The organism is Pseudomonas sp. FDAARGOS_761 (assembly GCF_013343155.1).
Taxonomy (GTDB): Bacteria; Pseudomonadota; Gammaproteobacteria; order Pseudomonadales; family Pseudomonadaceae; genus Pseudomonas; species Pseudomonas aeruginosa.
Map to the genome: position 1 here is coordinate 4,837,244 of NZ_CP054572.1, position 19,410 is coordinate 4,856,653.

A 19,410-nucleotide genomic window follows, 5' to 3' on the forward strand; every position below is an offset into this window, starting at 1 on the left:
TCGAACCTTACGGGTCTATCAGCGCAGCATACCGCTGCCGTAGCCCTTCAGGTTGGCTTTCTTCATCAGGGATTCATACTGGTGAGAAACGAGGTGAGATTGCACCTGGGCCATAAAGTCCATGACAACCACGACCACGATCAACAGCGAGGTCCCGCCAAGATAGAACGGCACGTGCGCCGCAACCACCAGGAACTGGGGCAGCAGGCAGACAGCCGTCATGTACAGAGCACCGAACATGGTCAAACGGGTCAGCACGCCATCGATGTAGCGAGCGGACTGTTCGCCCGGACGGATGCCCGGAATAAATGCACCGGACTTCTTGAGGTTCTCCGCCACGTCCTTCGGGTTGAACATCAGCGCTGTATAGAAGAAGCAGAAGAAAACGATCCCTGCAGTGAACAGCAAGATGTTCAGCGGCTGCCCCGGAGCGATCGCTTGCGCGACGTCCTGCAACCAACCCAAGCCTTCCGACTGACCGAACCAGGAGCCCAGGGACGCCGGGAACAGCAGGATACTGCTGGCGAAAATCGCGGGAATCACACCCGCCATGTTCACCTTCAACGGCAGATGGCTGGTCTGCGCTGCAAACACCTTGCGGCCTTGCTGGCGCTTGGCGTAATGCACCGCGATGCGACGCTGGCCACGCTCGATGAACACCACGAACGCGATGATCGCCACGGCCAGCAGGCCGACGCCGATCAGGGCGAAGATGTTGATGTCACCTTGACGGGCAGACTCGAAAGACTGACCGATGGCGCGCGGCAGGCCTGCAACGATACCAGCGAAGATCAACATCGAGATGCCGTTGCCGACACCGCGCTCGGTGATCTGCTCGCCCAGCCACATCATGAACATGGCACCAGCCACGAAGGTGGTGACAGCCACGAAGTAGAAGCCGAAGTCGTTGGAGAAGGCTACGCCCTGGCTGCCCAGGCCAACGGACATGCCGATGGCCTGGACCAGTGCCAGGACTACAGTACCGTAGCGGGTGTACTGGCTGATCTTGCGACGCCCAGACTCACCCTCTTTCTTCAACTGCTCCAGCTGCGGGCTGATAGCGGTCATGAGCTGCATGATGATCGAAGCCGAGATGTACGGCATGATCCCCAGTGCAAAGATACTCATGCGCTCCAGCGCGCCGCCGGAAAACATGTTGAAGAGGCTAAGAATGGTCCCCTCGTTCTGCCGGAACAGTGCCGCCAAGCGATCGGGGTTGATGCCCGGAACTGGGATGTGCGCGCCGATCCGATAGACGATGATCGCCAGGAACAGGAAACGCAGACGTGCCCAGAGCTCGGACAGACCGCCGTTGCTTAGCGCAGAGAGAGCACCTTGCTTAGCCATTTAGTCCTCGAATTTACCGCCAGCTGCTTCGATAGCCGCACGCGCACCCTTGGTGGCGGCGATACCTTTCAGGGTGACCGCACGACCAACTTCGCCGGACAGCATGACTTTGACGCGCTGTACGTGCTGGTTGATCAGGTTGGCATCCTTCAGGGTCTGCAGGCTGACGACGTCGCCTTCGACCTTGGCCAGCTCGGAGGTGCGTACTTCAGCACGATCCATGGCCTTCAGGGAAACGAAGCCGAACTTCGGCAGGCGACGGTGCAGAGGCTGTTGACCACCCTCGAAGCCCGGAGCGACCTTGCCACCGGAGCGGGAGGTCAGACCTTTGTGACCACGGCCACCGGTCTTGCCCAGACCGCTACCGATGCCACGGCCCGGACGGTGCTTTTCGCGACGGGCACCCGGCGCGGAACGCAGATCGTTCAGTTGCATGGATTAACCCTCCACACGCAGCAGGTAGTAGGCCTTGTTGATCATGCCGCGGTTCTCAGGAGTGTCCTGAACTTCGACGGTATGATTGATGCGACGCAGGCCGAGACCCTTGACGCAAGCCTTGTGGTTGGCCAGACGGCCGTTCAGGCTCTTGACCAGAGTGACTTTGACAGTTGCCATGGTTAGAGAATCTCCTCGACGCTCTTGCCACGCTTGGCCGCTACTGCTTCCGGAGCCTGCATGTTCTTCAGGCCCTTGAAGGTGGCGTAAACCACGTTCACCGGATTGGTGGAGCCATAGCACTTGGCCAGGACGTTCTGCACACCAGCCACTTCCAGAACGGCACGCATGGCGCCGCCGGCGATGATGCCGGTACCTTCCGAAGCCGGCTGCATGTACACCTTGGAGGCGCCATGGGCGGACTTGGTCGGATACTGCAGGGTGGTGCCGTTCAGATCGACTTGGATCATGTTGCGGCGAGCGGCTTCCATTGCTTTCTGGATGGCGGCCGGCACTTCACGCGCCTTGCCACGACCGAAACCAACGCGACCCTTGCCATCACCCACCACGGTCAGTGCGGTGAAAGCGAAGATACGGCCACCTTTTACGGTTTTGGCGACGCGGTTAACCTGAACCAGCTTCTCGATGTAGCCTTCGTCGCGCTTTTGCTCGTTGTTTGCCATAACTTAGAACTCCAGTCCGCCTTCACGAGCGGCATCAGCCAGCGCTTTCACACGGCCGTGGTACTTGAAGCCAGAACGATCGAACGCCACCTGGGTGACGCCGGCCGCTTTGGCGCGCTCGGCGACCAGTTGACCAACTTTCTTGGCTGCATCGATGTTGCCGGTGGCACCTTCGCGCAGGTCTTTGTCCAGGGTCGAGGCGCTGGCCAGGACCTTGCCGCCGTCGGCCGCAATGACCTGGGCGTAAATGTGCTGGGAAGAGCGGTACACGCAGAGGCGTACGGTTTCCAGCTCGCGCATCTTCAGGCGTGCCTTGCGAGCGCGACGCAGACGGGTTTCTTTCTTGACGCTCATTTGCTATGCCCTACTTCTTCTTGGCTTCTTTACGACGGACGACTTCGTCGGCGTAACGCACGCCCTTGCCTTTGTAAGGCTCCGGCGGACGGAAGTCGCGAATTTCGGCAGCAACCTGACCGACCAGCTGCTTGTCGATACCCTTGATCAGGATATCGGTCTGGCTGGGGGTCTCAGCGACGATGCCGGCCGGCAGTTCGTAATCAACCGGATGGGAGAAGCCGAGGGACAGGGACAGCACTTGGCCCTTGGCCTGCGCTTTGTAACCAACGCCGACCAGCTGGAGCTTGCGCTCGAAGCCCTGGCTGACGCCGACTACCATGTTGTTCACCAGAGCACGGGTGGTACCAGCCATGGCGCGAGTCTGCTGGTCGCCGTTACGCGCAGCAAAACGCAGCTCACCGCTGTCCTGGATCACTTCGACCGAAGGATGGACCTTGAGCTCCAGAGCACCTTTGGCGCCCTTGATGGACAGTTGCTGACCAGCCAGTTTGATTTCAACGCCGGCAGGCAGCTTGACGGGGTTCTTAGCAACGCGAGACATGCTGATTCCCCTTAGAACACAGTGCAGAGCACTTCGCCGCCAACACCAGCAGCACGGGCAGCACGATCGGTCATCACACCTTTGTTGGTGGAGACGATCGACACACCGAGGCCGCCACGAACTTTCGGCAGTTGCTCAACGGATTTGTACTGACGCAGGCCAGGACGGCTGATGCGCTTGACCTCTTCGATGACAGGCTTGCCTTCGAAGTACTTCAGTTCGATGGACAGCTGGGGTTTTACTTCCGAGCTGATCTGGAAATCCGCAATATAGCCTTCGTCCTTCAGGACTTTGGCTACCGCCGCTTTCAGTTTCGAGGACGGCATGCTTACGACGGTCTTTTCAGCCATCTGGGCATTACGGATGCGAGTTAGCATGTCTGCTAACGGGTCCTGCATACTCATGGGCTTAACGCTCCTGATACAAAAGAATAAGCCTTCAACTTCAATTCGCCCATAAACGCCAGGCGAAACAAACCCAGGCTCAGGGGAGCCGGGTATTCTAGAGATCACGCCAAAACGAATCAAGCCCCATGAGGGGCTTGATTCGATGTCGCGATCAACGGTGCCGACTGGCGACACCGTTCGCTGCGATTACCAGCTGGCTTTCACCAGACCCGGTACGTCGCCGCGCATGGCGGCTTCGCGCAGTTTGTTACGGCTCAGGCCGAACTTGCGGTAGAAGCCGTGCGGACGACCGGTCAGGCGGCAACGGTTACGCAGGCGGCTGGCGCTGGCGTCACGCGGTTGCTTCTGCAGGGCGACCTGGGCATTCCAACGCTCTTCCGCAGAGGAGTTCGGATTAGCGATGATCGCTTTCAGCTCGGCACGCTTCTTGGCGTACTTGGCTACCGTCAGCTGACGCTTCAGCTCGCGGTTCTTCATGCTCTCTTTAGCCATGTTCCTACTCCAATCAGTTACGGAACGGGAATTTGAAAGCACGCAGCAGGGCGCGACCTTCGTCATCCGTACGAGCGGTGGTGGTCAGGGTGATGTCCAGGCCACGCAGCGCATCGATCTTGTCGTAATCGATTTCCGGGAAGATGATCTGCTCTTTCACGCCCATGCTGTAGTTGCCGCGACCATCGAAGGACTTGGCATTCAGGCCGCGGAAGTCACGCACGCGCGGCAGGGAGATGGACAGCAGACGATCCAGGAACTCGTACATCCGGTCGCTACGCAGGGTGACCTTGACGCCGATCGGCCAGCCTTCACGGATCTTGAAGCCTGCGATGGACTTACGAGCGTAAGTCACGACCGGCTTCTGACCAGTGATCTTTTCCAGATCGGCTACGGCGTTCTCGATGATCTTCTTGTCACCGACCGCCTCGCCAAGACCCATGTTCAGGGTGATTTTGGTAACGCGCGGAACTTCCATCACGTTCGCCAGCTGAAGCTCTTCTTTCAGCTTGGGCGCGATTTCCTTCCGATAAATTTCTTTCAATCGTGCCATGGTGATCTACCTAGCAGCCTCAAGCCTGAACCGGTTTCTGGGTCGACTTGAAGACACGAATTTTCTTACCGTCTTCTACCTTGAAGCCAACGCGGTCAGCCTTGCTGGTTTCAGTATTGAAGATGGCGACGTTGGAGACGTGCAGAGGCGCCTCCTTCTCGACGATACCGCCCTGTTGGCCGAGCATCGGATTGGGCTTGGTGTGGCGCTTGATCAGGTTCACCCCGCCGACGACCAGACGGTCGTCAGCGAGAACCTTCAGCACCTTGCCACGCTTGCCCTTGTCCTTGCCGGCAATGACGATTACTTCGTCGTCACGACGAATCTTTTGCATGACGGCTACTCCTTACAGCACTTCGGGGGCGAGCGAGACGATCTTCATGAACTTCTCGGTACGGAGTTCACGAGTCACTGGCCCAAAGATACGGGTGCCGATCGGCTCCTGCTTGTTGTTCAGCAGGACGGCGGCGTTGCCGTCGAAGCGGATGATGGAACCGTCGGTACGACGTACGCCGTGCTTGGTGCGAACGACCACGGCAGTCATGACCTGGCCCTTCTTCACTTTGCCGCGCGGAATCGCTTCCTTGACGGTGACCTTGATGATGTCGCCGATGCCGGCGTAACGGCGGTGGGAACCGCCGAGCACCTTGATGCACATCACACGACGCGCGCCGCTGTTGTCAGCGACATCGAGCATGGATTGAGTCTGAATCATATAATTTCTCCGACCCCTAGTCCTTAGACTTCCACCGCGCGTTCAACGATATCAACCAGGGTCCAGGCCTTGGTCTTGGCCAGCGGACGGGTTTCGCGAATGGTGACCAGGTCACCAATGCGGCACTGATTGGATTCGTCGTGTGCGTGCAGTTTGGTCGAACGCTTGACGTATTTGCCGTAGATCGGGTGCTTGACGCGACGCTCGATCAGTACGGTGACGGTCTTGTCCATTTTGTCGCTGACGACGCGGCCGGTCAGCGTACGGACGGTTTTCTGAGCTTCAGCCATGATCACTTACCTGCTTGCTGATTGAGCACAGTTTTAACGCGAGCGATGTCGCGCTTAACCTGCGAGAGCAGGTGAGACTGCCCCAACTGGCCAGTTGCTTTCTGCATGCGCAGATTGAACTGGTCGCGCAGCAGGCCGAGCAGTTGCTCGTTCAGCTGCTCAACGGATTTTTCACGAAGTTCATTCGCTTTCATCACATCACCGTCCGCTTAACAAAGGAGGTGGCGAGGGGCAGCTTTGCAGCAGCCAGGGCGAAAGCCTCACGCGCCAGCTCTTCGGAAACACCCTCGATCTCGTACAGGACTTTGCCCGGCTGGATCTGGGCTACCCAGTACTCGACCCCACCCTTACCTTTACCCATACGAACTTCGAGGGGCTTCTTGGTGACAGGCTTGTCAGGGAATACGCGGATCCAGATCTTGCCGCCACGCTTCACGTGACGGGTCAGCGCACGACGCGCGGACTCGATCTGACGAGCAGTAAGGCGGCCACGGCTAGTGGCCTTCAGTGCGTACTCACCGAAGCTGACCTTACTACCACGATGAGCCAGACCACGGTTGTGGCCGGTCATTTGTTTGCGGAACTTCGTACGCTTGGGTTGCAGCATTTGCGTACTCCTTACCTAGCAGCTTTTTTACGAGGAGCGGGTGCTACCGGCTTCAGCTCTTCCTGGCGGCCACCGATGACCTCGCCCTTGAAGATCCAAACCTTGACACCGATCACACCGTAAGTGGTGTGCGCTTCGTAGGTGGCATAGTCGATATCGGCGCGCAGGGTGTGCAGGGGCACACGACCTTCGCGATACCATTCGGTACGGGCGATTTCAGCCCCACCCAGACGACCGCTGACCTGAATCTTGATGCCCTTGGCACCAATGCGCATGGCGTTCTGTACGGCGCGCTTCATGGCGCGACGGAACATTACGCGACGCTCCAGCTGCTGGGCTACGCTCTGCGCAACCAGCATGGCATCGAGTTCCGGCTTGCGGATTTCCTCGATGTTGATGTGCACGGGCACACCCATTTGCTTGGTCAGGTCCTGGCGCAGTTTCTCAACATCTTCACCTTTCTTGCCGATCACGATGCCGGGACGAGCGGTGTGGATGGTGATGCGTGCGGTTTGAGCCGGACGATGAATATCGATACGGCTTACGGACGCGCTTTTTAGTTTGTCTTGGAGGTACTCACGCACCTTCAGGTCGGCAAACAGGTAATCCGCATAGTTCTTGCGGTCTGCGTACCAAACGGAGGTGTGCTCCTTGACGATACCCAGGCGAATGCCATTGGGATGTACTTTCTGACCCATCTGTCGACTCCGTTACTTGTCCGCAACCTTGACCGTGATATGGCAAGACCGCTTCACGATGCGATCAGCACGGCCTTTGGCACGCGGCATGATGCGCTTGAGCGAACGACCTTCGTTGACGAAGACGGTGGAGACCTTCAGGTCATCCACATCGGCGCCTTCGTTGTGCTCAGCGTTGGCAACGGCCGACTCCAGCACTTTCTTCATGATCTCGGCGGCTTTCTTACTGCTGAAAGCCAGGAGGTTGAGCGCTTCGCCCACCTTCTTCCCGCGGATCTGGTCGGCGACCAAGCGGGCTTTCTGGGCGGAGATACGAGCGCCCGACAGCTTAGCGGCTACTTCCATCTTCCTTACCCCTTAACGCTTGGCTTTCTTGTCCGCAGCATGCCCGCGGTAGGTGCGGGTAGCGGCGAACTCGCCCAGTTTGTGGCCGACCATGTCCTCGTTGACGAGAACCGGTACGTGTTGACGGCCGTTGTGCACGGCGATGGTCAGACCAACCATATGCGGCAGAATCATCGAACGACGCGACCAGGTCTTGATCGGCTTGCGGTCGTTCTTTTCCACCGCGACTTCGACCTTCTTCAACAGGTGAAGATCGATAAACGGACCTTTTTTCAGTGAACGTGGCACTGTGGCATCCCTCTATTTACTTGCGGCGGCGGACGATCATGTTATCGGTACGCTTGTTCGAGCGAGTCTTCTTACCCTTGGTCTGAAGACCCCACGGCGATACCGGATGACGACCAGCAGAGGTACGGCCTTCACCACCACCATGCGGGTGGTCGACCGGGTTCATCGCCACGCCGCGAACGGTCGGGCGAACACCACGCCAGCGCGTAGCACCGGCTTTACCCAGCGAACGCAGGCTGTGCTCGGAGTTCGAGACTTCGCCCAGGGTCGCACGGCACTCAGCCAGGACTTTACGCATTTCACCGGAGCGCAGACGCAGGGTTACGTACGCACCTTCACGCGCGACCAGCTGGGCGGAAGCGCCAGCGGAGCGAGCGATCTGAGCGCCTTTACCCGGCTTCAGCTCGATACCATGAACAGTGCTACCCACCGGGATGTTGCGCAGAGGCATGCTGTTGCCTGCCTTGATCGGCGCACCGATACCGGAGATCAGCTGGTCACCTGCAGCAACGCCCTTGGGGGCGATGATGTAGCGACGCTCGCCGTCTGCATACTTCAGCAGAGCGATGTGTGCAGTGCGGTTCGGATCGTATTCGACGCGCTCAACGATGGCAGGGATGCCATCCTTGTTGCGACGGAAGTCGACCAGACGGTAGTGCTGCTTGTGACCACCACCGATATGACGGGTGGTGATACGACCGTTGTTGTTACGGCCGCCAGACTTGGATTTCTTTTCCAGCAGCGGTGCGTAGGGAGCGCCTTTGTGCAGCTCCTGATTCACCACCTTGACGACAAAGCGACGACCAGCGGAAGTCGGTTTGCACTTAACGATTGCCATGATGCACCCCTTTACTCAGCGCTGGTGGCGAAATCGAGATCTTGGCCCGGCTGGAGAGCGATGTACGCTTTTTTCCAGTCGTTACGCTTGCCCAGACCGCGAGCGGTGCGCTTGGTCTTACCCTTGACGTTCAGGGTAGTGACGCGCTGTACCTTCACGCTGAACAGGCTTTCTACGGCCTTCTTGATTTCCAGCTTGGTTGCATCGGTGGCAACCTTGAAAACGAATTGGCTCTTGCCGTCCGCGAGACCCGTGGCTTTCTCGGAGATGTGCGGACCAAGCAGCACTTTGAATACGCGTTCCTGGTTCATCCCAGCAGCTCCTCGAACTTCTTCACGGCGGACACGGTGACCAGCACCTTGTCGTAGGCGATCAGGCTGACGGGGTCGGAACCTTGGACATCACGTACATCGACGTGCGCCAGGTTGCGCGCAGCGAGGTACAGGTTCTCGTCGACACCATCGGTCACGATCAGCACGTCTTTCAGACCCAGGGTGTCCAGCTTGGCAACCAGGCCCTTGGTTTTCGGTGCATCGACAGCGAAGTCGGCAACGACGACCAGACGGTCCAGACGAACGAGCTCGGCAAGGATGGAGCGCAGTGCTGCGCGGTACATCTTCTTGTTCAGCTTCTGTTCGTGGCTACGCGGTTTAGCGGCGAAAGTGGTGCCGCCCCCACGCCAGATGGGGCTACGGATGGTGCCAGCGCGAGCACGACCGGTGCCCTTCTGACGCCACGGCTTCTTGCCACCACCAGAGACTTCGGAGCGAGTCTTCTGCGCCTTGCTGCCCTGACGGCCGCCAGCCATGTAGGCCACGACTGCCTGGTGCACCAGGGTCTCGTTGAATTCGCCACCAAAGGTACGCTCGGAGACTTCGATAGCCTGAGCGCCGTTCACATTCAATTGCATCTCAGCTTCCCCCTTAACCGCGAGCCTTGGCTGCCGGACGCACGATCACATCACCGCCGGTAGCGCCGGGAACGGCACCCTTGACCAGCAGCAGATTGCGTTCAGCATCGACGCGCACGATCTCCAGGGATTGAACGGTTACCCGCTCCGCACCCAGATGACCGGACATTTTCTTGCCCTTGAACACTCGACCAGGAGTCTGGCACTGGCCGATGGAACCCGGGACGCGGTGGGAAACGGAGTTACCGTGGGTGTTATCCTGACCACGGAAGTTCCAGCGCTTGATGGTGCCCGCGAAGCCCTTACCCTTGGACTCGCCGGTAACGTCTACCATCTGGCCTGCCTGGAACAGATCGACAGTGATCTGGTCACCAGCGGCATACTGCTCTTCGCCCAGACGGAATTCCCACACGCCGCGACCGGCGGCGACATTCGCCTTGGCAAAGTGACCAGCTTGCGCTTTGGTAACGCGAGAAGCACGACGCTCGCCGGCGGTGACTTGCACTGCACGGTAGCCATCGGTTTCTTCAGTCTTGAACTGGGTGACGCGATTCGGCTCGACCTCGATGACCGTAACCGGAATAGAGACACCTTCCTCGGTGAAAATGCGGGTCATGCCGCATTTACGACCGACAACACCAATTGTCATGTTGTAAACCTCTTGAGTGTACGGGGCTTTCACCCGCTATGGCCGCCCATTTCAGAGCGTTACACGACCAATGCCGAAGGCATTAGCCGAGGCTGATCTGTACTTCAACGCCTGCAGCAAGATCGAGCTTCATCAGCGCATCGACGGTTTTATCCGTCGGCTGGACGATGTCCAGTACACGCTTATGTGTACGAATTTCGTACTGATCACGCGCATCTTTGTTGACGTGCGGAGAGATCAGCACGGTGAAACGTTCCTTGCGGGTCGGCAGAGGGATTGGACCACGCACCTGAGCACCAGTACGTTTCGCGGTTTCCACGATTTCCTGGGTTGATTGATCGATCAGGCGATGGTCAAAAGCCTTCAACCGAATCCGGATTTGTTGGTTTTGCATTTGACCTCAGACTCCAATTTACCATTCCCAACGGACGGACTACGCCCGTTAAAAGGAGGCGCAATTGTACGGATGCCCCCACAGGGTGTCAATATTTAACCAACGAACGAAAAAGGGGCCCCGAAGGGCCCCTTTTCTGATGGCAGGATCAGCGATTACTCGATGATCTTGGCAACCACGCCGGCGCCAACGGTACGGCCGCCTTCGCGGATCGCGAAGCGCAGGCCATCTTCCATGGCGATCGGAGCGATCAGGGTGACAACCATCTTGATGTTGTCGCCCGGCATTACCATCTCTACGCCTTCCGGCAGTTCGCAGTTACCGGTCACGTCGGTGGTACGGAAGTAGAACTGCGGACGGTAGCCCTTGAAGAACGGGGTGTGACGACCACCTTCTTCCTTGGACAGCACGTACACTTCGCACTCGAACTTGGTGTGCGGCTTGATGGTGCCCGGCTTGGCCAGAACCTGGCCACGCTCTACGTCTTCACGCTTGGTGCCGCGCAGCAGGATACCAACGTTCTCACCAGCACGACCTTCGTCGAGCAGCTTGCGGAACATTTCAACGCCGGTGCAGGTGGTCTTGGTGGTCGCCTTGATGCCGACGATTTCCACTTCTTCCTGGACCTTGATGATGCCGCGCTCTACACGACCGGTTACCACGGTACCGCGGCCGGAGATCGAGAACACATCTTCGATCGGCATCAGGAACGGCTGGTCGATGGCACGAACCGGCTCCGGAATGTAGGAGTCCAGGGTCTCTACCAGCTTCTGCACGGCGCTTACGCCGATGCCGTTGTCATCCTTGCCTTCCAGCGCCATCAGCGCGGAACCGATGATGATCGGGGTGTCGTCGCCCGGGAAGTCGTAGGTGTTCAGCAGATCGCGAACTTCCATCTCGACCAGTTCCAGCAGCTCGGCGTCGTCGACCATGTCGGCCTTGTTCAGGAACACGACAATGTAGGGAACACCTACCTGGCGGGACAGCAGGATGTGCTCGCGGGTCTGCGGCATGGGGCCGTCGGCAGCCGAGCAAACCAGGATCGCGCCGTCCATCTGGGCAGCACCGGTGATCATGTTCTTCACGTAGTCGGCGTGACCGGGGCAGTCAACGTGGGCGTAGTGACGAACAGCGGAATCGTATTCAACGTGCGAGGTGTTGATGGTGATACCGCGGGCCTTTTCTTCCGGCGCGTTGTCGATCTGATCGAAAGCACGAGCGGAACCACCCCAGGTGTCGGAGCAGACCTTGGTCAGTGCAGCGGTCAGAGTGGTCTTGCCATGGTCAACGTGACCGATGGTGCCGACGTTGACGTGCGGTTTGTTACGTTCGAATTTTTCCTTAGCCACGACAGTAAACCTCTTACTTAAAGGGCTGAATCAACCTTGTTTTTTAACCAGCGCTTCGACGATGTTCGACGGAGCTTCGGCGTATTTGGAGAATTCCATGGAGTAGCTCGCGCGACCCTGGGACATGGAACGCACGTCGGTCGCATAACCGAACATCTCACCCAGCGGAACCTCGGCACGAATAACCTTACCGGAAACCGTGTCCTCCATCCCCTGAATCAGACCACGACGACGGTTCAGGTCGCCCATCACGTCACCCATGTAGTCCTCAGGAGTCACCACCTCTACCTTCATGATCGGCTCGAGCACCTTGCCGCCGCCCTTCTGGGCCAGCTGCTTGGTCGCCATGGAAGCAGCGATCTTGAACGCCATCTCGTTGGAGTCGACGTCATGGTAGGAACCATCGAAAACGGTAGCCTTCAGGCCGATGAGCGGATAGCCGGCAACGACGCCGTTCTTCATCTGCTCTTCGATACCCTTCTGGATCGCCGGGATGTATTCCTTCGGAACCACACCGCCCACGACTTCGTTCTCGAACACCAGGCCTTCGGTGATGTTGCCCTTCTCGTCCACGTCCGCGGCCGAGAAACGGATCCAGCAATGACCGAACTGACCGCGACCACCGGACTGGCGAACGAACTTGCCTTCGATCTCCACGTTGTCCTTGGTGATGGTCTCACGGTAGGCAACCTGCGGCTTGCCGATGTTGGCCTCGACACCGAACTCGCGCTTCATGCGGTCGACGATGATGTCCAGGTGCAACTCGCCCATGCCGGAGATGATGGTTTGACCGGACTCTTCGTCGGTCTTGACACGGAACGACGGGTCTTCCTGGGCCAGCTTGCCGAGGGCGATACCCATCTTCTCCTGGTCAGCCTTGGTCTTCGGCTCTACAGCGACCGAGATTACCGGCTCGGGGAAGTCCATGCGCTCGAGGATGATCGGCTTCTCGATCGAGCACAGGGTGTCACCGGTGGTGACGTCCTTCATGCCGATCAGGGCAGCGATGTCGCCTGCGCGCACTTCCTTGATCTCTTCACGCTGGTTGGCGTGCATCTGCACCATCCGACCGACGCGCTCTTTCTTGCCTTTCACCGAGTTCAGGACGGAGTCGCCGGAACTCAGGACGCCGGAGTAAACGCGGGCGAAGGTCAGGGTACCGACGAACGGGTCGGTAGCGATCTTGAACGCCAGGGACGAGAACGGTTCGTTGTCGTCGGCATGACGCTCGTCTTCGACGGTCTCGTCGTCCGGGCTGACGCCCTTGATCGCAGGGATCTCGGTCGGAGCCGGGAGGTAGTCGATGACGGCATCGAGAACCAGCGGAACGCCCTTGTTCTTGAACGAGGAACCGCAGACGGCCGGAACGATCTCGCACGCCAGGGTGCGCAGACGCAGGCCTTCCTTGATCTCGGCTTCGGAGAGCTCGCCCTCTTCGAGGTACTTGTTCATCAGCTCTTCGTTGGCTTCGGCCGCAGCCTCGACCATGCTGGAACGCCACTCTTCGGCCAGGTCCTTGAGCTCCGCAGGAATTTCTTCCTCGCGGTAGGTCATGCCCTTGTCGTCATCGTTCCAGTAGATGGCCTTCATCTTGACCAGGTCGACCTGACCGACGAAGTTCTCTTCAGCGCCGATGGCGAGCTGGACCGGAACCGGGGTATGACCCAGGCGCTTCTTGATCTGCTCGACGACGCGCAGGAAGTTCGCGCCCTGGCGGTCCATCTTGTTGACGTAGACGATGCGCGGTACGCCGTACTTGTTGGCCTGACGCCATACGGTTTCCGACTGCGGCTCTACGCCGGAGGTGCCACAGAACACCACGACAGCGCCGTCCAGTACACGCAGGGAACGCTCCACCTCGATGGTGAAGTCTACGTGGCCGGGGGTGTCGATGACGTTTACGCGATAGTTGTCGTACTGACCGCGCGAGCCCTTCCAGAAGGTGGTAACGGCAGCGGAGGTAATGGTGATACCGCGTTCCTGCTCCTGCACCATCCAGTCGGTGGTCGCAGCGCCGTCATGCACTTCGCCCAGCTTGTGGTTGACGCCGGTATAGAACAGAACCCGCTCCGTGGTGGTGGTCTTGCCCGCGTCAACGTGGGCACAGATACCGATATTACGGTAGCGGTTGATGGGTGTAGTACGGGCCACAATAAGGTCCTCGGGGGTTGGGCAGCGCGATTAGAACCGGTAGTGCGAGAAGGCCTTGTTGGCCTCTGCCATACGGTGCACGTCTTCACGCTTCTTGACTGCTGCGCCCTTGCCTTCAGCGGCATCCAGCAGCTCGCCAGCCAGGCGCAGAGCCATGGACTTCTCGCCACGCTTGCGGGCGAAGTCCACCAGCCAACGCATGGCCAGGGCATTACGACGGGACGGACGGACTTCGACCGGAACCTGGTAAGTCGCACCACCTACGCGGCGGGACTTCACTTCGACCAGCGGAGCGATGGCATCGAGAGCTTTTTCGAAGGTTTCCAGGGGATCGGCCTTGCCGCGTTCCTTCACCTTGTCCAGCGCACCGTAAACGATACGCTCGGCAACGGCTTTCTTGCCGCTTTCCATCACGTGGTTCATGAACTTGGCCAGGATCTGGCTTCCGTATTTCGGATCAGCCAGCACTTCACGCTTGGCCGCTACACGACGTCTTGGCATTGATAAGCCCTCAAACGGTCTTCAGGTTAGCCCGGGACCATAACAGTCAAGTTACGCCCGACCTTACTCTTATCGACTCAGATAAATATAAAAACGCTATTACTTCGGACGCTTGGCGCCGTACTTCGAACGACCCTGCTTACGGTCTTTGACACCCGAGGTGTCCAGCGAACCGCGCACGGTGTGGTAACGCACACCCGGAAGGTCCTTTACACGACCGCCACGGATCAGCACTACGCTGTGCTCTTGCAGGTTGTGACCTTCACCACCGATGTACGAGGAAACCTCGAAACCGTTGGTCAGACGTACACGGCATACCTTACGCAGTGCCGAGTTCGGCTTTTTCGGCGTGGTGGTGTATACGCGGGTGCATACGCCACGACGTTGCGGGCAGTTCTGCAGCGCAGGCACGTCGCTCTTGTCGACCATGCGCTTGCGCGGCTTACGCACCAGCTGGTTGATAGTTGCCATCTATAGCTCCACTGATTGTCTTACGACACACAAACGAAATGACAGAGCGTGCGCCCTGCCAATTTTCGGGGTACAAAATAGTAAAGAGGTTCTTGTACACCGTCAAGACAAAGCCCCGGCTATCGGGATAGCCGGGGCTTGTCGTTGATGCTTAGTTACCGCTCGAGTTCAGCGCTTCGGTCAGTGCGGCTTCCGCCTCGCTGGCACTCACACGCTGCGGCTTGCCGAGGTCGCGCTGACGCTTGCGCTCGCTGTGGTAAGCCAGACCGGTACCGGCCGGGATCAGGCGACCCACGACCACGTTCTCTTTCAGACCACGCAGGAAGTCGCGCTTGCCGGTGACCGCCGCCTCGGTGAGGACGCGAGTGGTCTCCTGGAACGACGCCGCGGAAATGAACGACTCGGTCGACAGGGAGGCCTTGGTGATACCCAGCAGAACCCGCTCGTACTTGGCCGGGAACTTGTCCTCGGTACCGAGCTGTTCGTTCTCTTCCAGCACCTGGGTGAGTTCCACCTGGTCACCTTTGATGAAGCTGGAGTCGCCGGACTCGCTGACTTCGACCTTGCGCAGCATCTGACGCAGGATGGTCTCGATGTGCTTGTCGTTGATCTTCACGCCCTGCAGACGGTAGACGTCCTGGATCTCGTTGACGATGTACTTCGCCAGCGAGCTCACGCCCAGCAGGCGCAGGATGTCGTGCGGGTTGCTCGGACCGTCGGAGATGACTTCGCCGCGGTTCACCTGTTCGCCTTCGAACACGTTCAGGTGACGCCACTTCGGAATCAGCTCCTCGTACGGATCGCTGCCATCGTTCGGCGTGATGACCAGGCGGCGCTTGCCCTTGGTCTCCTTGCCGAAGGAAATGGTGCCGCTGATTTCCGCCAGGATCGAAGGCTCTTTCGGACGACGAGCCTCGAACAGGTCGGCGACGCGCGGCAGACCACCGGTGATGTCACGGGTCTTCGAGGTTTCCTGCGGGATACGCGCGACAACGTCACCGATGCTCACCTTGGCGCCGTCGGTCAGGTTGACCAGGGCGTTGGCCGGCAGGAAGTACTGCGCCGGTACGTCGGTACCCGGCAGCAGCAGGTCCTTGCCCGCGGCATCGATCAGCTTCACGGCCGGACGGATGTCCTTGCCGGCAGCCGGGCGGTCCTTCGGATCCATCACTTCGATGTTGGTCAGGCCGGTCAGTTCGTCGGTCTGACGCTTGACGGTGATGCCCTCTTCCATGCCCACGAAGGCCACGGTACCGTCCACCTCGGTGACGATCGGGTGGGTGTGCGGGTCCCACTTGGCGACGATAGCGCCCGGGTCGACCTTGTCACCTTCCTTGACCGAGATCACCGCACCGTACGGCAGCTTGTAGCGCTCGCGCTCGCGACCGAAGTCGTCGGCAACCGCCAGCTCGCCGGAACGGGAAACCGCGACCAGCGCGCCGTCGGCACGAACCACATGCTTCAGGTTGTGCAGGCGGATGGTGCCGCCGTTCTTCACCTGGACGTTGTCGGCCGCGGAGGTCCGGCTGGCCGCACCACCGATGTGGAAGGTACGCATGGTCAGCTGGGTGCCCGGCTCACCGATGGACTGGGCAGCGATGACACCGACCGCCTCGCCGATGTTGACGCGATGGCCACGGGCCAGGTCGCGGCCGTAGCACATGGCGCAGATGCCATGACGGGTTTCGCAGGTGATCGGGGAACGCACCACCACTTCGTCGACGCTCATCACCTCGAGGAAGTCGACCCACTTCTCGTCGATCAGGGTGCCGGCCGGCACGATGACCTCGTCGCTGCCCGGCTTGAACACGTCGCGCGCGATCACACGGCCGAGCACGCGCTCGCCGAGCGGTTCGACCACGTCGCCGCCTTCGATGTGCGGCGACATCAGCAGGCCGTGCTCGGTACCGCAATCGATCTCGGTCACTACCAGATCCTGGGCCACGTCGACCAGACGACGGGTCAGGTAACCGGAGTTCGCGGTCTTCAGCGCGGTATCCGCCAGACCCTTACGAGCACCGTGGGTGGAGATGAAGTACTGGAGTACGTTCAGGCCTTCCCGGAAGTTCGCGGTGATCGGGGTCTCGATGATCGAGCCGTCCGGCTTGGCCATCAGGCCACGCATACCTGCCAGCTGACGGATCTGGGCCGCGGAGCCCCGCGCACCCGAGTCAGCCATCATGTACATGGAGTTGAAGGACTCCTGGTCGACTTCCTTGCCCTCGCGATCGACGACCTTCTCTTTCGAGAGGTTGGCCATCATCGCCTTGGACACTTCGTCGTTGGCCTTCGACCACAGGTCGATCACCTTGTTGTACTTCTCGCCCTGGGTTACCAGGCCGGAGGCGTACTGGCTCTCGATCTCCTTCACTTCGTCGGTGGCGGCGTTGATGATCCGCGCCTTCTCGTCCGGGATGACGAAGTCGTTGACGCCGATGGACACGCCGGAAATGGTCGAGTAGGCGAAACCGGTGTACATCAGCTGGTCGGCGAAGATGACGGTGTCCTTCAGACCCACCACGCGATAGCAGTGGTTGATCAGCTTGGAGATCGCCTTCTTCTTCATCGACTGGTTGACCACGTCGAACGGCAGGCCGGCCGGAACGACCTGGAACAGCAGCGCGCGGCCGACGGTGGTGTCGACGATACGGGTATTGGCGGTCAGTTGGCCGTCTTCACCCTTGATCTTTTCGTTGATGCGCACTTTCACGCGAGCGTGCAGGGACGCCTGGCCGCTGCGGTAGGCGCGGTCGACTTCCTGCAGGTCGGCGAAGGCCATGCCCTCGCCCTTCGCGTTGATCGCTTCACGGGTCATGTAGTACAGACCCATTACCACGTCCTGCGACGGAACGATGATCGGCTCGCCGTTGGCGGGCGACAGGATGTTGTTGGTGGACATCATCAGCGCGCGCGCTTCCAGCTGGGCCTCGAGGGTCAGCGGAACGTGGACGGCCATCTGGTCACCGTCGAAGTCGGCGTTGTACGCGGCGCAGACCAGCGGGTGCAGCTGGATCGCCTTGCCTTCGATGAGGACCGGCTCGAACGCCTGGATGCCCAGACGGTGCAGGGTCGGCGCACGGTTCAGGAGAACCGGATGCTCGCGGATAACTTCGGCGAGAACGTCCCAGACCTCGGGCAGCTCGCGCTCGACCATTTTCTTGGCGGCCTTGATGGTGGTGGCCATGCCACGACCTTCCAGCTTGCCGAAGATGAACGGCTTGAACAGCTCCAGGGCCATCTTCTTCGGCAGACCGCACTGGTGCAGGCGCAGGGTCGGGCCCACGGTGATCACGGAACGACCGGAGTAGTCCACGCGCTTGCCGAGCAGGTTCTGACGGAAGCGACCTTGCTTGCCCTTGATCATGTCGGCCAGCGACTTCAGCGGACGCTTGTTCGAGCCAGTGATGGCGCGACCGCGACGGCCGTTGTCGAGCAGGGCGTCGACGGCTTCCTGCAGCATGCGCTTTTCGTTGCGCACGATGATGTCCGGAGCGGCCAGGTCGAGCAGGCGCTTCAGACGGTTGTTACGGTTGATCACCCGACGATACAGGTCGTTCAGGTCGGAAGTCGCGAAGCGACCGCCATCCAGCGGAACCAGCGGACGCAGGTCCGGCGGCAGCACCGGCAGGACGGTCAGGACCATCCACTCAGGCTTGTTGCCGGAGCCCTGGAAGGCTTCCATCAGCTTCAGGCGCTTGGACAGCTTCTTGATCTTGGTTTCCGAGTTGGTCTGCGGAATCTCTTCGCGCAGGCGGCCGATCTCGTGCTCCAGATCGATGGCGTTGAGCAGTTCGTGAACGGCTTCGGCGCCCATGCGAGCATCGAAATCGTCACCGAACTCTTCGAGGGCCTCGAAGTATTGCTCGTCGTTCAGCAGCTGGCCCTTTTCCAGGGTGGTCATGCCCGGATCGATCACCACGTAGCTCTCGAAATAGAGCACGCGCTCGATATCGCGCAGGGTCATGTCCAGCAGCAGGCCGATACGGGACGGCAGCGACTTCAGGAACCAGATGTGGGCAACCGGCGAAGCCAGCTCGATGTGGCCCATGCGCTCGCGGCGCACCTTGGCCAGGGCGACTTCCACGCCGCACTTCTCGCAGATCACACCGCGGTGCTTGAGGCGCTTGTACTTGCCGCACAGGCACTCGTAGTCCTTCACCGGGCCGAAGATCTTGGCGCAGAACAGGCCGTCGCGCTCCGGCTTGAAGGTACGGTAGTTGATGGTTTCCGGCTTTTTAACTTCGCCGAAAGACCAGGAACGAATCATCTCGGGCGAAGCCAGGCCAATACGGATGGCATCGAACTCTTCGATTTGACCCTGGTTTTTCAACAGATTAAGCAAGTCTTTCAAGGCCTTTCCTCCTCACGGACCCGGTGCGACCGGCCTTG

Annotated in this window: 27 protein-coding genes; all 27 read right to left on the reverse strand. The window is 59.6% G+C overall.

What is annotated here, in order from left to right:
- Positions 1-18: 18 nt before the first annotated feature.
- The 27 genes from secY to rpoC all read right to left on the reverse strand — a co-directional run bounded on the left by secY (position 19) and on the right by rpoC (position 19,372).
- Positions 19-1,347: a preprotein translocase subunit SecY gene (gene secY, locus FOC67_RS22400; protein WP_003093694.1), complete on the reverse strand. Its 1,329-nt coding sequence runs from the start codon at positions 1,345-1,347 to the stop codon at positions 19-21.
- The gene (gene rplO, locus FOC67_RS22405; protein WP_003093695.1) at positions 1,348-1,782 is read right to left on the reverse strand and encodes a 50S ribosomal protein L15; all 435 of its coding nucleotides are present in this window, start codon (positions 1,780-1,782) and stop codon (positions 1,348-1,350) included.
- A gap of 3 nt (positions 1,783-1,785) precedes the next feature.
- A complete protein-coding gene (gene rpmD / locus FOC67_RS22410; RefSeq protein WP_003093696.1) occupies positions 1,786-1,962 on the reverse strand; it encodes a 50S ribosomal protein L30 in 177 nt (58 codons plus the stop codon).
- A 2-nt stretch (positions 1,963-1,964) separates the two neighbouring features.
- Positions 1,965-2,465 (reverse strand): 30S ribosomal protein S5, encoded by a 501-nt coding sequence (gene rpsE, locus FOC67_RS22415; RefSeq protein WP_003093697.1) that lies wholly within the window; start codon positions 2,463-2,465, stop codon positions 1,965-1,967.
- Between the two features lie 3 nt (positions 2,466-2,468).
- A complete protein-coding gene (gene rplR, locus FOC67_RS22420) occupies positions 2,469-2,819 on the reverse strand; it encodes a 50S ribosomal protein L18 (RefSeq protein ID WP_003093698.1) in 351 nt (116 codons plus the stop codon).
- Between the two features lie 10 nt (positions 2,820-2,829).
- Positions 2,830-3,363, reverse strand: coding sequence for a 50S ribosomal protein L6 (gene rplF / locus FOC67_RS22425; protein ID WP_003093699.1), 534 nt, complete (start codon positions 3,361-3,363; stop codon positions 2,830-2,832).
- A gap of 11 nt (positions 3,364-3,374) precedes the next feature.
- A complete protein-coding gene (gene rpsH, locus FOC67_RS22430) occupies positions 3,375-3,767 on the reverse strand; it encodes a 30S ribosomal protein S8 (protein WP_003093700.1) in 393 nt (130 codons plus the stop codon).
- A 189-nt stretch (positions 3,768-3,956) separates the two neighbouring features.
- Complete coding sequence (gene rpsN, locus FOC67_RS22435; protein WP_003093701.1) at positions 3,957-4,262, reverse strand: 30S ribosomal protein S14; 306 nt, start codon at positions 4,260-4,262, stop codon at positions 3,957-3,959.
- Between the two features lie 13 nt (positions 4,263-4,275).
- Positions 4,276-4,815 carry a 50S ribosomal protein L5 gene (gene rplE, locus FOC67_RS22440; RefSeq protein WP_003093703.1) on the reverse strand — a complete coding sequence of 180 codons (540 nt, stop codon included), beginning with the start codon at positions 4,813-4,815 and terminating at the stop codon, positions 4,276-4,278.
- A gap of 19 nt (positions 4,816-4,834) precedes the next feature.
- Positions 4,835-5,149: a 50S ribosomal protein L24 gene (rplX, locus tag FOC67_RS22445; RefSeq protein WP_003093711.1), complete on the reverse strand. Its 315-nt coding sequence runs from the start codon at positions 5,147-5,149 to the stop codon at positions 4,835-4,837.
- 12 nt (positions 5,150-5,161) lie between these two features.
- On the reverse strand, positions 5,162-5,530 hold the full coding sequence (gene rplN, locus FOC67_RS22450) for a 50S ribosomal protein L14 (RefSeq protein WP_003093714.1): 369 nt from the start codon (positions 5,528-5,530) through the stop codon (positions 5,162-5,164).
- A 23-nt stretch (positions 5,531-5,553) separates the two neighbouring features.
- Entirely contained in the window at positions 5,554-5,820 is a 267-nt protein-coding gene (gene rpsQ, locus FOC67_RS22455) for a 30S ribosomal protein S17 (RefSeq protein WP_003093717.1), read from the reverse strand.
- A gap of 2 nt (positions 5,821-5,822) precedes the next feature.
- Positions 5,823-6,014 (reverse strand): 50S ribosomal protein L29, encoded by a 192-nt coding sequence (rpmC, locus tag FOC67_RS22460; protein WP_003093720.1) that lies wholly within the window; start codon positions 6,012-6,014, stop codon positions 5,823-5,825.
- On the reverse strand, positions 6,014-6,427 hold the full coding sequence (gene rplP / locus FOC67_RS22465; protein WP_003093723.1) for a 50S ribosomal protein L16: 414 nt from the start codon (positions 6,425-6,427) through the stop codon (positions 6,014-6,016). Before rplP ends, rpmC begins: the two co-directional genes overlap by 1 nt.
- Before the next feature lie 11 nt (positions 6,428-6,438).
- Positions 6,439-7,125 carry a 30S ribosomal protein S3 gene (gene rpsC, locus FOC67_RS22470; RefSeq protein ID WP_003093727.1) on the reverse strand — a complete coding sequence of 229 codons (687 nt, stop codon included), beginning with the start codon at positions 7,123-7,125 and terminating at the stop codon, positions 6,439-6,441.
- 12 nt (positions 7,126-7,137) lie between these two features.
- Positions 7,138-7,470: a 50S ribosomal protein L22 gene (rplV, locus tag FOC67_RS22475; RefSeq protein ID WP_003103908.1), complete on the reverse strand. Its 333-nt coding sequence runs from the start codon at positions 7,468-7,470 to the stop codon at positions 7,138-7,140.
- Between the two features lie 12 nt (positions 7,471-7,482).
- Complete coding sequence (gene rpsS / locus FOC67_RS22480; RefSeq protein WP_003093734.1) at positions 7,483-7,758, reverse strand: 30S ribosomal protein S19; 276 nt, start codon at positions 7,756-7,758, stop codon at positions 7,483-7,485.
- A gap of 16 nt (positions 7,759-7,774) precedes the next feature.
- Entirely contained in the window at positions 7,775-8,596 is an 822-nt protein-coding gene (gene rplB, locus FOC67_RS22485; RefSeq protein WP_003103878.1) for a 50S ribosomal protein L2, read from the reverse strand.
- Positions 8,597-8,607: 11 nt separating this feature from the next.
- The gene (gene rplW / locus FOC67_RS22490) at positions 8,608-8,907 is read right to left on the reverse strand and encodes a 50S ribosomal protein L23 (protein WP_003093736.1); all 300 of its coding nucleotides are present in this window, start codon (positions 8,905-8,907) and stop codon (positions 8,608-8,610) included.
- Positions 8,904-9,506: a 50S ribosomal protein L4 gene (rplD, locus tag FOC67_RS22495; protein ID WP_003093737.1), complete on the reverse strand. Its 603-nt coding sequence runs from the start codon at positions 9,504-9,506 to the stop codon at positions 8,904-8,906. The genes rplW and rplD overlap by 4 nt, the downstream gene beginning before the upstream one ends.
- A gap of 13 nt (positions 9,507-9,519) precedes the next feature.
- Positions 9,520-10,155 (reverse strand): 50S ribosomal protein L3, encoded by a 636-nt coding sequence (gene rplC, locus FOC67_RS22500; protein WP_003103877.1) that lies wholly within the window; start codon positions 10,153-10,155, stop codon positions 9,520-9,522.
- A gap of 82 nt (positions 10,156-10,237) precedes the next feature.
- Positions 10,238-10,549, reverse strand: coding sequence for a 30S ribosomal protein S10 (rpsJ, locus tag FOC67_RS22505; RefSeq protein ID WP_003103876.1), 312 nt, complete (start codon positions 10,547-10,549; stop codon positions 10,238-10,240).
- Between the two features lie 155 nt (positions 10,550-10,704).
- Positions 10,705-11,898, reverse strand: a complete 1,194-nt coding sequence (tuf, locus tag FOC67_RS22510) for an elongation factor Tu (protein ID WP_003115146.1) — start codon at positions 11,896-11,898, stop codon at positions 10,705-10,707.
- A 30-nt stretch (positions 11,899-11,928) separates the two neighbouring features.
- Positions 11,929-14,049 carry an elongation factor G gene (gene fusA / locus FOC67_RS22515; RefSeq protein WP_009316344.1) on the reverse strand — a complete coding sequence of 707 codons (2,121 nt, stop codon included), beginning with the start codon at positions 14,047-14,049 and terminating at the stop codon, positions 11,929-11,931.
- A gap of 30 nt (positions 14,050-14,079) precedes the next feature.
- A complete protein-coding gene (gene rpsG, locus FOC67_RS22520; RefSeq protein ID WP_003093742.1) occupies positions 14,080-14,550 on the reverse strand; it encodes a 30S ribosomal protein S7 in 471 nt (156 codons plus the stop codon).
- Between the two features lie 99 nt (positions 14,551-14,649).
- Positions 14,650-15,021, reverse strand: coding sequence for a 30S ribosomal protein S12 (gene rpsL / locus FOC67_RS22525; RefSeq protein WP_003093744.1), 372 nt, complete (start codon positions 15,019-15,021; stop codon positions 14,650-14,652).
- Between the two features lie 151 nt (positions 15,022-15,172).
- Positions 15,173-19,372 carry a DNA-directed RNA polymerase subunit beta' gene (gene rpoC / locus FOC67_RS22530; RefSeq protein ID WP_003093745.1) on the reverse strand — a complete coding sequence of 1,400 codons (4,200 nt, stop codon included), beginning with the start codon at positions 19,370-19,372 and terminating at the stop codon, positions 15,173-15,175.
- Positions 19,373-19,410: the final 38 nt, after the last annotated feature.

What these genes read in the sequence shown, in the direction of transcription:
- secY (WP_003093694.1), bottom strand. Translation starts at nt 1,347, where the DNA reads ATGGCTAAGCAAGGTGCTCTCTCTGCGCTAAGCAACGGCGGTCTGTCC.
- rplO (WP_003093695.1), bottom strand. Translation starts at nt 1,782, where the DNA reads ATGCAACTGAACGATCTGCGTTCCGCGCCGGGTGCCCGTCGCGAAAAG.
- rpmD (WP_003093696.1), bottom strand. Translation starts at nt 1,962, where the DNA reads ATGGCAACTGTCAAAGTCACTCTGGTCAAGAGCCTGAACGGCCGTCTG.
- rpsE (WP_003093697.1), bottom strand. Translation starts at nt 2,465, where the DNA reads ATGGCAAACAACGAGCAAAAGCGCGACGAAGGCTACATCGAGAAGCTG.
- rplR (WP_003093698.1), bottom strand. Translation starts at nt 2,819, where the DNA reads ATGAGCGTCAAGAAAGAAACCCGTCTGCGTCGCGCTCGCAAGGCACGC.
- rplF (WP_003093699.1), bottom strand. Translation starts at nt 3,363, where the DNA reads ATGTCTCGCGTTGCTAAGAACCCCGTCAAGCTGCCTGCCGGCGTTGAA.
- rpsH (WP_003093700.1), bottom strand. Translation starts at nt 3,767, where the DNA reads ATGAGTATGCAGGACCCGTTAGCAGACATGCTAACTCGCATCCGTAAT.
- rpsN (WP_003093701.1), bottom strand. Translation starts at nt 4,262, where the DNA reads ATGGCTAAAGAGAGCATGAAGAACCGCGAGCTGAAGCGTCAGCTGACG.
- rplE (WP_003093703.1), bottom strand. Translation starts at nt 4,815, where the DNA reads ATGGCACGATTGAAAGAAATTTATCGGAAGGAAATCGCGCCCAAGCTG.
- rplX (WP_003093711.1), bottom strand. Translation starts at nt 5,149, where the DNA reads ATGCAAAAGATTCGTCGTGACGACGAAGTAATCGTCATTGCCGGCAAG.
- rplN (WP_003093714.1), bottom strand. Translation starts at nt 5,530, where the DNA reads ATGATTCAGACTCAATCCATGCTCGATGTCGCTGACAACAGCGGCGCG.
- rpsQ (WP_003093717.1), bottom strand. Translation starts at nt 5,820, where the DNA reads ATGGCTGAAGCTCAGAAAACCGTCCGTACGCTGACCGGCCGCGTCGTC.
- rpmC (WP_003093720.1), bottom strand. Translation starts at nt 6,014, where the DNA reads ATGAAAGCGAATGAACTTCGTGAAAAATCCGTTGAGCAGCTGAACGAG.
- rplP (WP_003093723.1), bottom strand. Translation starts at nt 6,427, where the DNA reads ATGCTGCAACCCAAGCGTACGAAGTTCCGCAAACAAATGACCGGCCAC.
- rpsC (WP_003093727.1), bottom strand. Translation starts at nt 7,125, where the DNA reads ATGGGTCAGAAAGTACATCCCAATGGCATTCGCCTGGGTATCGTCAAG.
- rplV (WP_003103908.1), bottom strand. Translation starts at nt 7,470, where the DNA reads ATGGAAGTAGCCGCTAAGCTGTCGGGCGCTCGTATCTCCGCCCAGAAA.
- rplB (WP_003103878.1), bottom strand. Translation starts at nt 8,596, where the DNA reads ATGGCAATCGTTAAGTGCAAACCGACTTCCGCTGGTCGTCGCTTTGTC.
- rplW (WP_003093736.1), bottom strand. Translation starts at nt 8,907, where the DNA reads ATGAACCAGGAACGCGTATTCAAAGTGCTGCTTGGTCCGCACATCTCC.
- rplD (WP_003093737.1), bottom strand. Translation starts at nt 9,506, where the DNA reads ATGCAATTGAATGTGAACGGCGCTCAGGCTATCGAAGTCTCCGAGCGT.
- rplC (WP_003103877.1), bottom strand. Translation starts at nt 10,155, where the DNA reads ATGACAATTGGTGTTGTCGGTCGTAAATGCGGCATGACCCGCATTTTC.
- rpsJ (WP_003103876.1), bottom strand. Translation starts at nt 10,549, where the DNA reads ATGCAAAACCAACAAATCCGGATTCGGTTGAAGGCTTTTGACCATCGC.
- rpsG (WP_003093742.1), bottom strand. Translation starts at nt 14,550, where the DNA reads ATGCCAAGACGTCGTGTAGCGGCCAAGCGTGAAGTGCTGGCTGATCCG.
- rpsL (WP_003093744.1), bottom strand. Translation starts at nt 15,021, where the DNA reads ATGGCAACTATCAACCAGCTGGTGCGTAAGCCGCGCAAGCGCATGGTC.